The 14,911-nt window shown below is 56.3% G+C and carries 15 protein-coding genes; 8 read left to right on the top strand and 7 right to left on the bottom strand.

Going from position 1 to position 14,911, the window contains the following annotated elements:
• Positions 1-159 precede the first annotated feature (159 nt).
• Positions 160-2,106 carry a threonine--tRNA ligase gene (thrS, locus tag Q0775_RS12650; RefSeq protein WP_298861277.1) on the bottom strand — a complete coding sequence of 649 codons (1,947 nt, stop codon included), beginning with the start codon at positions 2,104-2,106 and terminating at the stop codon, positions 160-162.
• 86 nt (positions 2,107-2,192) lie between these two features.
• Positions 2,193-3,341 (bottom strand): MFS transporter, encoded by a 1,149-nt coding sequence (locus tag Q0775_RS12655; RefSeq protein WP_298861280.1) that lies wholly within the window; start codon positions 3,339-3,341, stop codon positions 2,193-2,195.
• A 167-nt stretch (positions 3,342-3,508) separates the two neighbouring features.
• Between Q0775_RS12655 and Q0775_RS12660 the strand changes: the two genes are divergently transcribed.
• The 5 genes from Q0775_RS12660 to Q0775_RS12680 all read left to right on the top strand — a co-directional run bounded on the left by Q0775_RS12660 (position 3,509) and on the right by Q0775_RS12680 (position 6,384).
• Positions 3,509-3,739, top strand: coding sequence for a hypothetical protein (locus Q0775_RS12660; protein ID WP_298861283.1), 231 nt, complete (start codon positions 3,509-3,511; stop codon positions 3,737-3,739).
• 44 nt (positions 3,740-3,783) lie between these two features.
• Positions 3,784-4,557, top strand: a complete 774-nt coding sequence (locus Q0775_RS12665) for an alpha/beta hydrolase (RefSeq protein WP_298861286.1) — start codon at positions 3,784-3,786, stop codon at positions 4,555-4,557.
• The gene (locus Q0775_RS12670; protein ID WP_298861289.1) at positions 4,557-4,982 is read left to right on the top strand and encodes a VOC family protein; all 426 of its coding nucleotides are present in this window, start codon (positions 4,557-4,559) and stop codon (positions 4,980-4,982) included. Before Q0775_RS12665 ends, Q0775_RS12670 begins: the two co-directional genes overlap by 1 nt.
• Positions 4,983-4,999: 17 nt before the next feature.
• The gene (locus Q0775_RS12675) at positions 5,000-5,608 is read left to right on the top strand and encodes a hypothetical protein (protein WP_298861805.1); all 609 of its coding nucleotides are present in this window, start codon (positions 5,000-5,002) and stop codon (positions 5,606-5,608) included.
• Positions 5,609-5,673: 65 nt separating this feature from the next.
• Positions 5,674-6,384: an alpha/beta hydrolase gene (locus Q0775_RS12680; protein WP_298861292.1), complete on the top strand. Its 711-nt coding sequence runs from the start codon at positions 5,674-5,676 to the stop codon at positions 6,382-6,384.
• Here Q0775_RS12680 and Q0775_RS12685 read toward each other — a convergent pair whose 3' ends face one another.
• Positions 6,385-6,954, bottom strand: coding sequence for a DUF6151 family protein (locus Q0775_RS12685; protein WP_298861295.1), 570 nt, complete (start codon positions 6,952-6,954; stop codon positions 6,385-6,387).
• Between the two features lie 3 nt (positions 6,955-6,957).
• Positions 6,958-8,268 (bottom strand): polyhydroxyalkanoate depolymerase, encoded by a 1,311-nt coding sequence (gene phaZ / locus Q0775_RS12690; protein WP_298861298.1) that lies wholly within the window; start codon positions 8,266-8,268, stop codon positions 6,958-6,960.
• Positions 8,269-8,382: 114 nt separating this feature from the next.
• Here phaZ and phaC point away from each other — a divergent pair, with 114 nt between their 5' ends.
• The 3 genes from phaC to phaR all read left to right on the top strand — a co-directional run bounded on the left by phaC (position 8,383) and on the right by phaR (position 11,503).
• Positions 8,383-10,188, top strand: coding sequence for a class I poly(R)-hydroxyalkanoic acid synthase (gene phaC, locus Q0775_RS12695; protein WP_298861301.1), 1,806 nt, complete (start codon positions 8,383-8,385; stop codon positions 10,186-10,188).
• A 178-nt stretch (positions 10,189-10,366) separates the two neighbouring features.
• Complete coding sequence (locus tag Q0775_RS12700) at positions 10,367-10,816, top strand: phasin family protein (protein ID WP_298861304.1); 450 nt, start codon at positions 10,367-10,369, stop codon at positions 10,814-10,816.
• Positions 10,817-10,951: 135 nt separating this feature from the next.
• The gene (phaR, locus tag Q0775_RS12705) at positions 10,952-11,503 is read left to right on the top strand and encodes a polyhydroxyalkanoate synthesis repressor PhaR (protein ID WP_298861307.1); all 552 of its coding nucleotides are present in this window, start codon (positions 10,952-10,954) and stop codon (positions 11,501-11,503) included.
• A gap of 60 nt (positions 11,504-11,563) precedes the next feature.
• Here phaR and Q0775_RS12710 read toward each other — a convergent pair whose 3' ends face one another.
• The 3 genes from Q0775_RS12710 to Q0775_RS12720 are packed head-to-tail and all read right to left on the bottom strand — an operon-like array spanning position 11,564 to position 14,909.
• Positions 11,564-12,868, bottom strand: coding sequence for an FAD-binding oxidoreductase (locus tag Q0775_RS12710; RefSeq protein ID WP_298861309.1), 1,305 nt, complete (start codon positions 12,866-12,868; stop codon positions 11,564-11,566).
• A complete protein-coding gene (locus tag Q0775_RS12715) occupies positions 12,868-14,226 on the bottom strand; it encodes a glutamine synthetase family protein (RefSeq protein WP_298861313.1) in 1,359 nt (452 codons plus the stop codon). The genes Q0775_RS12710 and Q0775_RS12715 overlap by 1 nt, the downstream gene beginning before the upstream one ends.
• Positions 14,226-14,909 carry a type 1 glutamine amidotransferase gene (locus tag Q0775_RS12720; RefSeq protein ID WP_298861316.1) on the bottom strand — a complete coding sequence of 228 codons (684 nt, stop codon included), beginning with the start codon at positions 14,907-14,909 and terminating at the stop codon, positions 14,226-14,228. Before Q0775_RS12720 ends, Q0775_RS12715 begins: the two co-directional genes overlap by 1 nt.
• Positions 14,910-14,911 lie beyond the last annotated feature (2 nt).

Consider the following 14,911-nt stretch of genomic DNA (forward strand, 5'->3'; position numbering starts at 1 on the left):
AAAACAGGCATGCGCGACAAAATCTACTCACGAGACAGTGTGTCACAGGTCTGTTAGAAAAACCGCCGGAATTCTTGTGCGAATCCGGCGGTTTTTATCCCTATTTCGCGTTTCTGTAACAATTCAGGTGGCCTTGTGAGGGGCCAACCCTGCGGATTGTTACAAAAGGTCAGGTGGTGTCGCTTCGGTTTTGAGCGCGGCTGTAACATCGACAAGCGCTTGGACCGAGGTCTGCTTTTCACCCAAGCGGCGTACGGAAACGGTCCGCTCTTCGACTTCGCGCGCACCCACAGCGAGGATCACAGGGACCTTGCCGACCGAGTGTTCGCGCACCTTGTAGTTGATCTTCTCGTTACGCTTGTCCGCTTCGGCACGCACACCCGCAGCGACGAGGGTTGCGACCACCTCATCTACATAAGCATCGGAATCGGAGGTGATGGAGGCCACGACAACCTGACGCGGGGCCAGCCAGAAGGGTAGCTTGCCCGCGTGCTCTTCGATCAGGATACCGATGAACCGCTCGAAAGAGCCAAGGGTCGCCCGGTGCAGCATCACAGGGCGGTGCTTGCCGCCGTCCGCGCCGACATAGGTCGCATCAAGGCGTTCGGGCAGGTTTGGATCGACCTGCAAGGTGCCGCATTGCCACTCACGGCCAATGGCATCGGTCAGGGTGAACTCCAGCTTGGGGCCATAGAACGCGCCTTCACCCTCCAGCAACTCGAACTCGTGACCCGCAGCGTTGCACGCATCCCCGAGCGCCTTCTCAACGTAGTCCCAGCTCTCATCCGAGCCGATACGCTTTTCCGGGCGGGTGGAGAGTTTGATGGTCCAGTCGTTGAACCCCAGATCGGCATAGACGGAGGCGAGGAAGGTGATGAACTTTGCCGTCTCCTCGACAATCTGGTCCTCACGGCAAAAGATATGGCCATCATCTTGGGTAAATCCGCGCACACGCATGATGCCGTGCAGCGCACCTGATGGCTCATAGCGGTTGCACGAGCCGAACTCGGCCATACGCAGGGGCAGGTCGCGGTAAGACTTCATCCCTGTATTGAAGATCTGCACGTGGCAGGGGCAGTTCATCGGTTTGAGCGCGTTGACGGTTTTTTCGCGCGCGTGATCCTCGTCCACTTCGACGATGAACATGTGATCCTGATAGTTCTCCCAGTGGCCCGAGTCTTCCCACAATTTACGGCTCACAACCTGCGGTGTATTCACTTCGACATAGCCATCGCTGCGCTGCTTGCGGCGCATGTAATCCTGAAGCTGGGTGTAGATCATCCACCCGTTCGGGTGCCAGAAAATCTGGCCGGGGGCTTCTTCTTGCATGTGGAAAAGGTCCATCTCGCGGCCCAGCTTGCGGTGGTCGCGTTTGGCCGCTTCCTCCAGCATGTTGAGGTGCGCTTTTAGTTTTTCCTTACCTGTAAAGGCCACGCCATAGATGCGTTGCAGCATCGCGCGGTCACTGTCACCGCGCCAATAGGCGCCCGCGATGGACATGAGCTTGAACGCGTCACCCGGTACTTGTCCGGTGTGTTGCAGATGCGGGCCACGGCAGAGGTCCTGCCACTCGCCATGCCAGTACATGCGCAAAGGCTCGTCGCCTGGAATGCCTTCGATCAGCTCGACTTTGTACGGCTCGCCAAGATCCTCGTAATGCTTGATCGCGCGGGGGCGGTCCCAGACTTCGGTGCGCACGGGATCACGTTTGTTGATGATCTCCTTCATCTTCTTTTCGATGAGGCCGAGGTCTTCGGGGGTAAAGCTTTCGGCGCGGTCAAAGTCATAGTACCAGCCGTCTTTGATCACGGGGCCGATGGTGACTTTTGTATCGGGCCAGATTTCCTGCACCGCACGGGCCATGATGTGCGCAAGGTCGTGGCGCACCAATTCATTGGCCTGCTCTTCATCGGCCATGGTGTGGATGGCTATGCTAGCATCGACGTTGATCGGCCACGCGAGGTCAAAGTGCTCACCGTTCACGGTGGCGCTGATGGCTTTCTTGCCCAGCGATTTGGAGATGTCAGTTGCGACCTCGCCCGCAGTGATACCTGCGTCGTAGTGTCGTGCATTGCCGTCGGGAAGGGTGAGTGCGATCTGGACCATGTCGGTCTCCTCGTCAGTTTGGCGCCTACGAGACGCCCGGTTGCGGGTTTATGTATGGGCGCTTTTGACCGCAGCGGGCGTTTGCGTCAAGGGTGCGCCTCATTCAGCGGGCTGAGGCGTGCAGATAGTGTCAAATGTGCCAAGGCCAGTGACGCACCGATCCCTGCCGTGATGCCCAATGACAAAAGGCCAAAGTTGGTGATCATCAACCCGCCCAGTGCCGCCCCGATCGCCGCGCCCACATAAATCGCCGCTGCGTTAAGCGCTAGCACAACAGGTGCACGGTGCCCTGCGAGTGCAAACAGGCGCACTTGTTGTGCCGCCATGAAGGACCAGCCACCCATGGCCCACAGGAACACCATGCAAATCAGGACAGGCACGCTGACCGGTAGGAGCGAGAACATCGGCATCATGAGCATCTGGAAGATGCAAAGCCCTGTCAGCGTGATACGCCAGCCAAAGCGGTCCGAGAGGTACCCGCCCAAAATATTACCCGCCACTGCACCAAATCCCGCCATCATCAGAGTGAGTGCGATACCATCGCCACCAAACCCCATCGTGGAGCTGAGCAGGGGGGCGATGTAGGTGAAGAGCACATATTGCGCTCCGATAAACGATCCGGTGAACCCAATGGCAAGCATGAGCCGCCCCTCACCAATAACATCGCGCAAATCGCCAAGGGTCACAGGCTGGAACCGCAGCCCCGCAGGCACCCGCGTCCAGATGAGCCAGATGCACGGCAGCGCCAGTGCAAAGACCAGCCAGAACGCCCATCGCCAGCCGAAGGTATAGGCAATCCAACTGCTGGCAGGGACGCCCACAACCTGAGACATGGTGAGGCCGAAAAAGACCGCGGCCAGAACTTTGGCGCGGTTGTTTTCGGGCGTAAGCCCTGCGGCAACTGCGGCGGACAGCGGTGTAAATATGCCCGCACCTGCCGCCGCCATAATCCGAGCGATGTTCAGTCCCGTCATGGAGGGCGATAACGCCGAGATCAGCGCGGCGAGTGCAAAGATCACAAACCCCAGTGCCATAATACGCCTCCGCCCAACTTTACCCGTTGAAGCGATGAGCAGCGGCGACAAAAATGCGTAGGAGACGGCATAAACCGTGAGTAGCTGGCCCGTTTGTGCAGGCGTGAGGCTCATATCAGCGCCCAAAGGCTCGACCAGACCAATAATCCCGAACGCCCCGATGCCGATGACAAAGTTGCAGGCTGAGAGGGCAGGGATCATCAAACGGTCTGGCGCTGTTGCATTCATATCCAAAGGTTTAGCACTAATGCGCTGCGCGGCAACAAGGCGAATCAATGCCGTTGCGGCACAAAATCCAACGCTGGTGAGGACGGTTGAACCGCGTGCGCGAATGCGGCACAGTTGGCCAACCAGCGAAAGGTTCTCCCATGCCCAAATACAACCGTAATTTCGAGTTGACCCTGTCCGATATCGACCTGATAGAAGCTGCCCTCAACGTGGTGACACGTGATCTGTCCTTGGGACGCGAAGGTTCGCGCGCGTTGCTGCCAAAAGTACCCGACGATGATCATGTCACAACAATTAACGAGCTATTGGGTCGTCTGCACAATCAAAAAATATTCTATCGCCCCTCGGATAAGCCTTATGTCAGTGGTTAGGCCGCACGGCCTCTAACCCAATTCCCCAATTGAAAAGATATCAAATGACAGAGCCATCTTATCTGGACACAGCACAGGGGCGCAAAATCGCCTACCACCTGACGCGCGGTGAGGGACCCTGCATCGTCTTTCTAGGAGGGCTCAAATCCGACATGGAAGGCACAAAAGCAGTGCATCTGGAGGATTGGGCTCAGGCGACGGGGCGTGCATTTCTGCGGCTTGACTACTCCGGTCACGGTCAATCATCAGGTGCCTTCGAGGAAGGCTGCATCGGCGATTGGCATGAGGATACGATGGCGACCGTCGATGCTCTGACCGACGGGCAGATTGTGCCCGTTGGGTCCAGCATGGGTGGCTGGCAGGCACTGCTGCTGGCGCGTGCAGCACCCGAGCGGCTGGCGGGTTTGGTCACTATCGCCGCCGCACCAGACTTTACCGAAGATGGCTGGTGGGACAGTTTCGACGAAACACAACGCGCAGCGCTCCAGGCCCAGAGCCGTGTCGAGCTGCCCTCCGACTACATGGAGCCATATGTAGTGACCAAGCGGATGATCGAGGACGGGCGCAAGCATCTGGTGCTGCGCGGGCATCTTGAATTGCCCTGTTCGGTACGGATGCTGCAAGGCACGGCAGATTCTGCCGTGAGCGTCGCCACTGCCACGCGGCTGTTGGACCATGCCTCCAGCCCCGACATGCAGCTACTGTTGGTCAAGGACGCCGACCACCGCTTTTCTGACGGTCCATGCCTTGGGCTGATCGAGCGGGCGGTCGAGGATGTGCTGGGGCAATGGAAAAACCAGTCTGGAGGATTTATGTAATGGAGCAACGGATCAGTCTGATCACCTTGGGCGTACGGGATATGGAAGCCATGGCCGCATTCTATGAGGCGCTGGACTGGATCCGTGTCGAGACACAGGATGGCGTTATCGCGTTTGACTTGATCGGTCAGACGCTGGGCCTTTATCCGCTGGAAAAGCTGGCCGAGGATATTGGTTTGCCGGTGGAGGAGATGGGTAAGGGTGCGACGACATTCTCCTACAATGTACGGACCAAAGAAGAGGTCGCACCTTTGCTGGCAAAGGCCGAGGTGGCTGGAGGCCGCATTTTGCGACCTGCATCAGACGTGTTCTGGGGCGGATATATCGGATATTTTTCTGACCCAGAGGGCAACATTTGGGAAGTGTCACATAATCCTTTCTCATCCTTGTCGGAGGATGGCGCGTTCCGCTGGAACGGATACTGATGCGTACACCGGCCAGCATGTGGAGCCTTGAGACTCTTGGCCGTGTGCGATTGTCCAAGCATTTTTACATGCGCGATTTCATGATGAGCGAGATCAGCGCCTTTCACGGCATCCCAAACATCCCCGATGATCCCGATCTGGCGATCAAACACGGGGAGCGGTTGTGTCAGGAGTTGCTTGACCCGCTGGAGGAAACTTTTGGCCGTCTTGCGATCCGCTCCGGCTACCGCTCCGCCGCGCTCAACACTTACGGCAATGAGAACAAACTGAACTGTGCGCGCAGCGACAATCCGATCGAGTGCCACATTTGGGATGTGCCGAGCCGTCCCATTGCTGGCATCTCACTAGTGATTCCGTGGTTTGCCGATCAATACGCCCAAGGGCGCGACTGGCGCGATCTGGCGTGGTGGGTGCATGACCATCTTCCGTACTCCGAGATGTGGTTTTTTCCCAAACTGGCGGCCTTCAATTTAGTCTGGCGGCCAGATCCGCAACGCACCATCAGCAGCTATATCGCGCCGCGCGGCATGTTGTTGCGGGCAGGGGAGACACCTGCCGAAAATAAGGTCATCCGTGCCGCGCGATACGCGGATTTCCCCCCATTGCGGGGCATTGCGTACCCCTGAGGGCTTGCACCTGACCGCGTGGCACGGCATGCACGTGAGGCAGGGAAGCCGGAGTAAATTGCGCCATGAGAGAGCCACTGGTTCTATTGCCGGGAATGATGTGCGATGCGCGCCTGTTTGGTCCGCAAATTGCAGAACTGTCCTGTGATACCGCCGTTATGGTCGCCCCCGTCACCCAAGGGGAGCGGATCGAGGAAATCGCCTCGACGCTGCTCGACATCCTGCCGAAACGCTTTGCGTTGGCGGGGTTTTCCATGGGCGGTGTTGTCGCGATGGAGATTTTGCGCCGTGCACCCGATCGTGTGGCGCGCATTGCCCTGCTTGATACACATCCGCTGGCTGAGACGCCCGTGATTGCGGCCAATCGTGAACCAATGATCGTCAAAGTACGCTCTGGACGGTTCATGGACGTCGTGCGTGACGAGATAAGCGTGAACACCTTGGCCCCTGGTCCCTACCGCAACGAGGTGCTGGGTCTTGTGATGGAGATGGCACAAACGCTGGGGCCTGAAGTCTATATCCGACAGTCCCGCGCCATGCAGCGCCGCAAAGACCAGCAGGCCACGCTGCGCCGTTGTAAAGTGCCTGCCTTGGTGCTGTGTGGGGCGCATGACACGCTTTATCCCGTCAAAAGGCACGAGTTTATGGCAGAGCTGATCCCATATGCACAGTTGCGCGTGCTGGAGAATTCGGGCCATTTGCCCATGCTTGAACAGCCCGACGAGACAACAGCCGCGCTGCGCGAGTGGTTGGCCCAGCCTTACGTGTTGAGATAGTCATAGCGGTAATTTCGCACGCTCTTCAGGGGTCGGGACATATACCTCTGCGACGGGTTGGCCCGTCTTGATGTTAAAAAATGACGTCTGCTTCCATCGCCCCGTGATACGCGCGACCAGCGCACGCCACATGGTTCCACCATAAAGACGTAAGATCGAGCTGTGCTTGGAGCGTCCATCTGGCTGTGGAACAAACGCTTCCATCGCTATGGGACCGATGGCAGTCTTATCTTCCAGAAGATTTGTCATGACACCTGCCAACGCAAATTTGGGTGTGGGCAGCATCGTAAACATTTGGACACCACAGCAGATCGCACGAAATCGCAAAAGCTTTTTCGGCGAGAAGGAAAAAACGCCAAGGTTGCCGCGCCCTTGCTGAAAGCTGATTTTGTCGGGGGTGGTTTGGTAAAGCTCGACACCGCGCGTGCCCACATCTTCACCGGTTGTATAAAGAACCGCAGCACGACAGGCATTGCAGTAGCACCGCACATGGTTGCCGTTTTGCGGGGTCACATGATGTAATGTGCCCCTAATCTCGCCACACTGACAAGAAAAGGGCACATCCGTCATGACTTAGGCCTTTTTGGCTTTAGGCGCGGCTGCGGATTTCTTCGCTTCTGCCGCCTGCTTCACGCGGTAGCCTGGAGGGGTGGCTTTTTCGTGATCGTCAATGAAATCCATCACCAGTGGGCGGATATTGTTGCGCCAGCTTTTGCCCGCAAAGATGCCGTAGTGACCGGCGCCTTCTTCGACGTGGCTGGCCTTCTTCTCGTCCGGCACACCTGTGCACAGGGCAAGAGCGGCAATACATTGACCGGGGGCGGTGATGTCGTCTTTTGTGCCCTCAATCGTGATTATCGCGGTGGTGGTAATCTTACCCATGTCCACTTTTTTTCCGTCTACCACAAAATCATTGTTTGCGATCTCGTGTTTCTGGAAAATACGGTCCACGGTAGAGAGATAGAACTCCGCAGGCATATCCATAACTGACAAATATTCGTCATAGAATTTGTTGTGCTTGTCATGCTCATGGGCTTCGCCCTTTGCGACACGCTTGATCTGGTTCGTAAACGCGTCCTTATGCGTGTCCAAATTCATCGATATGAACGAGCTGAGCTGCAAAAGGCCTGGATAGACCATGCGCCCGACGCCTTTGTATTTGAAACCAACCTGTTGGATCATGGACTGCTCAAGCTGACCCATGGTGACAGAATGGCCAAAATCGGTGACTTCGGTCGGTGCCGCGCCCGGATCAATCGGACCGCCGATGAGGGTGAGCGAGCTTGGCTGCGACTTTGGATCTTCCTCGGCCAGATATGCGGTGGCGGCGAGGGCCAATGGCGCAGGCTGACATACAGCGATTACATGCGTGTCGGCGCCGAGGTGGCGCATGTAGTTGACCAAATGCATGGTGTAATCTTCGACATCAAACTTGCCAGAGCTGACAGGGATATCGCGCGCGTTGTGCCAATCGGTGATATAGAGTTCACAATCAGGCAGAAGGCTGATCACAGTCGAGCGCAGCAGTGTAGCATAATGGCCCGACATAGGGGCAACCAGCAAAACGCGGCGCTTCTTCTTGGTGCGGCCCTGTACACGGAAGTGCAGCAGATCGCCAAAGTCGCCCTTGAGTACAATCTCTTGGGATACCAGCCGGTCTGTGCCTTCGGCGCCCACGAAGGGAGGGATGTTCCAGTCAGGCTTGACTGCCATACGGCTGAACGTGCGTTCTGTCACTTCTCCCCATGCGCCGACCATTTCAAGCGCGGGATTGGGGAAGACTGACAATGCGGGATAGGCGGCCATCGCCTTTGCGGAAGCTCCGAGCCACTCATTTGTGTTTCGGATTGTCTCCATCATGTCGTATGATGCCATAAAGCGCATAGCGGAACTCCTGTACCAAAGCCCAGATTCGGGCGCATCGGGGTTTTGGTAGGCCTCGAACAGGCCAATCAAACTAAAATGCTGCAGGTGCAAACATAGGACGGAATTATTAACATGGCAACTGATACTACGACAAATGGTGAACCGACTGCGGCTTCCATGGCACGGATGACCGAAAACCTGACCAAAGTGGAGGCGTTACGCGAGCGTCTGACAAACGTTTTGGCCAATCGCAACACGCATCAGGCCGCCCTTGATGCTCCCAATCAGGAATTGTTCCAAAAAGCAGCAAAAGCCTACATGCAGGAGGCGATGACTAATCCTGCCAAACTGATCGAGCATCAGTTGGGCTATTGGACAAAATCAGTTACCCACTTCGTCGAGGCGCAGCAAGCGCTTGCAAAGGGGACGCTCACGGCTCCAGCGGACCGCACGCCGACTGACCGCCGCTTTGCCAACCCTCTGTGGGAGCAGCATCCGTATTTCAACTTCGTCAAACAGCAATACATGATGAATGCCGAAGCTTTGGAGCAGGCCGTCGCTGATGTGGAGGATATGGAACCGCGTGAAAAACAGCGCTTGGCCTATTTCTCGCGTCAGATTATCGACATGATGAGTCCGACCAATTTCCTTGCGACCAACCCTGACGCGCTTCAACGTGCAGTCGATACCGAAGGGGAGAGCCTGATCAAAGGGCTTGAGAACCTCATCGGTGATCTTGAGGCCAACAAAGGCGAAATGATCGTGCGCCTTGCCGACGAAAATGCATTCCAGTTGGGCGAGAATATTGCGACCACGCCCGGCAAAGTGGTGTTTCGCAACCGTATGTTCGAGTTGATCCAATACACCCCCACCACTGAGAAAGTGCACGCCACACCGCTGATCGTCTTTCCGCCATGGATCAACAAATACTATATTCTCGATCTCAAAGAGCAGAATTCATTTGTGAAGTGGGTGCTCGATCAGGGGTATACTCTGTTTATGGTGTCGTGGATCAATCCAGATGCGACCTACCGCGATGTCGGCATGGAAGACTACGTTGAGGAAGGCTATATCGCCGCCTTCAACGAAGTGAAGGCGATTACGGGTGAAAAGCAGGTTAATGCAGTAGGGTATTGTATCGCAGGCACCACGCTCAGTCTCACGCTGAGCCTGCTCAAGCAGCGCGGTGATACGTCGGTGAAATCCGCCACCTTCTTTACTGCACTCACCGACTTCTCCGATCAAGGAGAGTTCCGCCCCTTCCTGACCGATGATTTTATCGATGGGATTGAGGCGGAGACAGCGGATAAGGGTATCCTGCCATCTATTGTAATGGCGCGGACCTTCTCTTTCCTGCGCTCCAACGATCTGGTCTACGGGCCTGCCGTCAAAAGTTATATGATGGGAGAGACACCGCCCGCATTTGACCTGCTTTATTGGAACGGGGACGGGGCCAACCTGCCTGCGAAAATGGCGATGCAGTACCTACGCGGGTTGTGCCAGAACAATGAACTGGCCGAGGGCGGTTATGATCTGTGTGATGCACATCTGGTGCTGGACGAGGTCGATGTGCCGCTTTGCGCCATCGCTTGTGAGACGGACCACATCGCCCCTTGGAAAGACAGCTATCGTGGTGTGCAAAAGATGGGCAGCACCGACAAGACCTTTATCATGACCCAGTCGGGGCACATTGCGGGCATCGTCAATCCCCCCAGTAAAGGCAAGTACGGCCACTATACCAACGATGATCTAACACTCAGCCATGAGGATTGGCTGGCAGGTGCTGACTTTACCGAAGGGTCGTGGTGGCCGCGTTGGGAGAAGTGGCTTGCGAAACACTCAGGCAAGATGATTCCCGCCCGTATTCCGGGGGACGCAGGAAGAAAAATTTTATGCGACGCGCCGGGAACCTACGTTGCCGTAAAGGCAAGAGGCTGATTTTTCAGCAAGATTTGGTACAACTTAAAGGCGATGCTGCGGTGCAGAAAATACTTGCAATGCCGCGCTGCAGCATCTATGTTGTTTGCAGACGCGGAACACTGGACGAGCCAGCGGGACGCGACCTGAAATTAGAACGCAGCATAATGCTGCGTTGATGCAAGCAAGGACTACCCAAATGACAAAGACAGCAACACCAGACATGACCGCAATGCTCAAAGACATGATGGGCGCATTCCCAGTGGACACAACTTCCATGGAAGCATCCTTCAAAACATCCGCAGCTCTGAACGAAAAACTGTCCGGCGTAGCGCTGACAGCTGTTGAGAAGTCCACAGAGATTTCTTCCAAGTGGACAAAAGACACAGTAGCAAAACTGTCCGACATGGCAAAAGCCAAGTCCGAGCCAGCCGACTACACCAAAGCAATGACTGACTTCGCATCTGCTTACTCCGAAGCAGCAGCCGAGCACATGGCAGCATTCGCAGAAGTTGCGAAAAAGGTTCAGATGGAAACAGTTGAACTGATGATGGCAGCAGGCAAGGACATGTCCGAAGAAGCCACTGCAACCATGACAAAAGCAGCTGGCGACGTACAGGCGGCAGCGAAAAAAGCGACAACAAAATAAGTCTGGTTTCCAGACATAGCCTCGACCGTAAGGTATGAGCTATTTTGGAGAGGGTGAGCTGGTGACAGCTCGCCCTTTCTTTTTGTGCTGGGGGTGGGTAAGCTGCAATGCAGCACACCTCGGGGAGGAACAACAGTGGCAGAGACGGGCAAACCCCTTCTGATCAAGAGATACGCCAGCAGGCGCCTCTATAATACAGAAACAAGCGACTATGTGACGCTTGAAGATATTGCAGGCTTTATCCGTGACGGCCGCGAAGTTCAGATTATCGACCTCAAGTCAGGTGATGATCTGACCCGCCAGTACTTGCTGCAAATTATCGCAGAGCACGAGAGCCGCGGTGAGTCGGTCTTGCCGGTCGATGTGCTCAACGATCTGGTGCGCAGCTATATGACAGGCAAAGTCAGTGTTGTTCCGGAATTTCTTGAGCAGTCTTTTAACATGCTGCGCGACGGTCAGGCCAAAGTGGTCGAGAACATGACCTCAATGAATCCGCTGTCGAAAATGCCGGGATTTGATGCGATGCAAGCGCAGCAAGAAGCATTCATGAAAACCATGACAGGTGGATGGAGCAGATCGCAACCTTCCACCGAGCCTGAAAAACCCGCAGCTGAAAGCTCCGAAGATTTGGACGCGATTAAACGTCAGTTGGCAGAGCTGCAAGAAAAACTCTCCAAGTTAAAGTAATTGCGGCACAAACGAATAAGACAAGGGCGGGCCATGGTCCGCCTTTTTTGCATTCAGCGCTTAAATCCCCAAACGGTCGCGCATCGCATACCAACTCATCGCGAGTACCAAAAGCGGGGAGCGCATAGCTGGCCCGCCCGGGAAGGGCGTTACAGGCATCGCGGCCATCGTGTCAAATCCGTCACCATCCCCTTGAATCGCTTGCGCCATCAGCTGCCCTGCATGGGTTGCCGTACCCACACCATGACCGGAATAGCCTGAAGCCGACAGCATATTAGTCCCGATGCGCGTAAGATAGGGCAGGCGCTTCATCGTGATGCCGAGGGTGCCACCCCACGCATAGTCTATCTTCACGTCCTTAAGCTGGGGAAACACCACCGACATCGGCTTGCGCACTTTGGCAGCAATATCAGCGGGAAAGCGGTAGCCATAGCTCTCACCGCCGCCAAATAGCAATTGCCCGTCTTGGCTGAGGCGAAAGTAGTTCACAACAAAGCGGCTGTCGGCCACGGCCACATCGCGGGGCAGGACGTCTTTGATCCGATCCCCCAGCGGCTCTGTCGCTGCGATGAAATTATTGATCGGCATAACCCGCGCGGCAACCTTGCGGTTCAACCCGCCAAGATACCCATTACACGCTAGGATCACGTGATCGGCTACTACATGGCCTGCGTCCGTACGCACAGTTGCGGGGGTGCCCTCATCAATATGATGCACGGCGGAGCGTTCATGTATCCGCACACCCGCCGCCGCCGCCGCACGGGCAAGGCCAAGGGCAAAGTTCAATGGATGCAGATGCGCGGCCCCCATGTCCAGAATGCCGCCGCGATAGTCAGGGGAAGGGCAGACCGATTGCAGCGCCGCATGATCCAGCGTCTCGATCTGGTCATAGCTGTATTTCATCGCCAGCAGGTTGGCGTATTCATGCAAATGTCGCACTTCGCTGTCTGTCGATCCCGTCCACGCCACACCTGGTTTAAGATGACAGTCAATTTCATGCTCGGCGATCAACCCCTTGACCAGATCCTTTGCATCTTCTGCCAACTCCCAGAGCTTTGAAGCTTCTGGCTCTCCCATCAGCGCCTCAAGCGCATCCTGCTCCATCCGCTGGCCAGAACCAAGCTGCCCCCCATTCCGCCCCGACGCGCCAAAACCTACGCGCTGAGCATCAAGCAAGACAACGTCACGTCCCGCCTGCGCCAGATGGAGCGCTGCTGACAGGCCCGTATAGCCTGCACCAATCACGCAAACATCCGCCTTTTGCGCACCTTTCAGGGGGGCAAAAAGGGCAAGTGGCGTGGCAGTCGCCGCATACCAACTGGGGGGATATTCACCACGGCGGTCATTGGAATAGAGCAGGTTCATCAGACGTTAAGCAGCAGATGTTCGCGCTCCCAAGGGGAGATGACTTGGAGGAACTCCTCGTATTCTGCATCTTTTACAATTGCGTAGACGCGCACAAACTCTGGTCCCAGCACTTCATGCAGGGCAGCTGCTTCACTAAAGATCTGCAAGGCCTCGCCCATGGTGCGCGGGATGTCTCCGTCCCCGTCATACGCATCGCCCTTGAACTCGGGCATGGGCATCTTGCCCTCTTTAAGGCCGAGATAGCCACAGGCCAGTGAGGCCGCGATACCCAGATAGGGATTGCAATCCATGCCCGCCAGACGATTTTCGACACGACGCGCATTGGGGCTGGAGAGTGGCACGCGGATGCCTGTGGTGCGGTTGTCACGGCCCCACTCAAGGTTGATCGGCGCGGCATGATCTTTCACATATCGGCGGTAGCTGTTCACATAAGGTGCTATCACGGCAAGTGCGGCTGGCATGTGGTTCTGCAAACCTGCGATGAAATGCATGAACGGCTCTGTCTCGCTGCCATCGGCGTTGGAAAAGATATTCTGGCCCGTCTTGGTATCCAGCACCGAGTGGTGGATATGCATGGCCGACCCCGGCTCGTCTGCGATAGGTTTCGCCATGAAGGTTGCATAGCAATCATGCCGCATCGCCGCTTCGCGGATCAGGCGTTTGAAATAGAAGACCTCGTCGGCAAGTTTGACGGGATCGCCGTGAATGAGATTGATCTCTAACTGGCCTGCGCCGCCCTCTTGGGTAATTCCGTCAATCTCGAAACCCTGCGCCTCGGCGAAATCATAAATGTCGTCGATTACGGGACCAAATTCATCCACTGCTGTCATGGAATAGGCCTGACGCGCCGCTGCGGGACGGCCAGAGCGGCCCATCATCGGCTTGATCTCCTGAGCGGGGTCAAGGTTGCGTGCAGTTAGAAAAAACTCCATTTCAGGGGCCACGACAGGCTCCCAACCCTCAGCGCGGTATAGCTCGACCACGCGTTTGAGGACGTTGCGTGGACTGAAGGGCACTTCGTTGCCATCGCGGTCAAAGGCGTCGTGGATCACTTGCAACGTCCAGTCCCCCGTCCAAGGGGCGGCCGTTGCCGTGGACATATCAGGGCGCAGGATCATGTCCTTTTCGATAAAGCCTTCGTCGCCAGCGGCCTCACCCCAATTGCCTGTAATGGTCTGGTAAAAGATGCTGTCTGGAAGGTGAAAGCTGTCCTGACGCGCGAACTTGGAGGCGGGAACGGCCTTGCCCCGCGCAATGCCGGGCAGATCGGGAATGATACATTCAACCTCGTCCAAGCGGCGGTCATTGAGGTATTCTGCGGCGGCGGGTGGGAGTTTCTCTTTCCAGTCCTGCATCAGGTCCTCGCTTTGCTTTTGAAAAATTGCGCCATATGGGCGGCGATACCCTCGTTGTCTATTGGTTGGGACAGGGCGGCAGTTGCAGCGTTCAGTTGATCGTCAGGGACGACGCCCTTGCCGCGGGTTTTGATCAGGCCATCAATAAATTTGGCAGGAAACTCGGGATGGGCCTGCACGGTCCAGATGTTGTCACCATAGGCCAGCATGGCATTTGCGCAGAAGTCGGACGCGCCCACCACACGCGCGTCCTTTGGCAATTCAACGACTTGGTCCTGATGCCATGCGTTGAGCGCTACTGGTTTGCCTTCAAATGTGTATTCAGTGCGCCCCACCGACCAGCCGCCTGCGAACTTCTCGACCTTACCGCCCAATGCCTGTGCGATGATCTGATGGCCAAAACAAACGCCAATCATTGGCTTACCTGTGCTGTGCACGTCGCGGATGAGGTTCTCCAGCGGCGGAATCCAAGCGTGATCCTCATAGGCCCCGTGTTTGGACCCGGTGATGAGCCAACCGTCAGCGGCGTCTGCGCCGCTGGGAAATTCGCCATCCACGATCGAGAACGTTTCGAATTCAAAGTCATTGCCGTCCAGCAACTGCTCGAACATCTCGTCGTAATTACCAAGGCTCTCGGTCAGCTCTTCGGGGGAGTGGCCTGTGCGCAGGATGCCAATTTTCATAA

Origin of the sequence: uncultured Sulfitobacter sp., from assembly GCF_947499945.1 — a bacterium.
GTDB lineage: Bacteria > Pseudomonadota > Alphaproteobacteria > Rhodobacterales > Rhodobacteraceae > Sulfitobacter.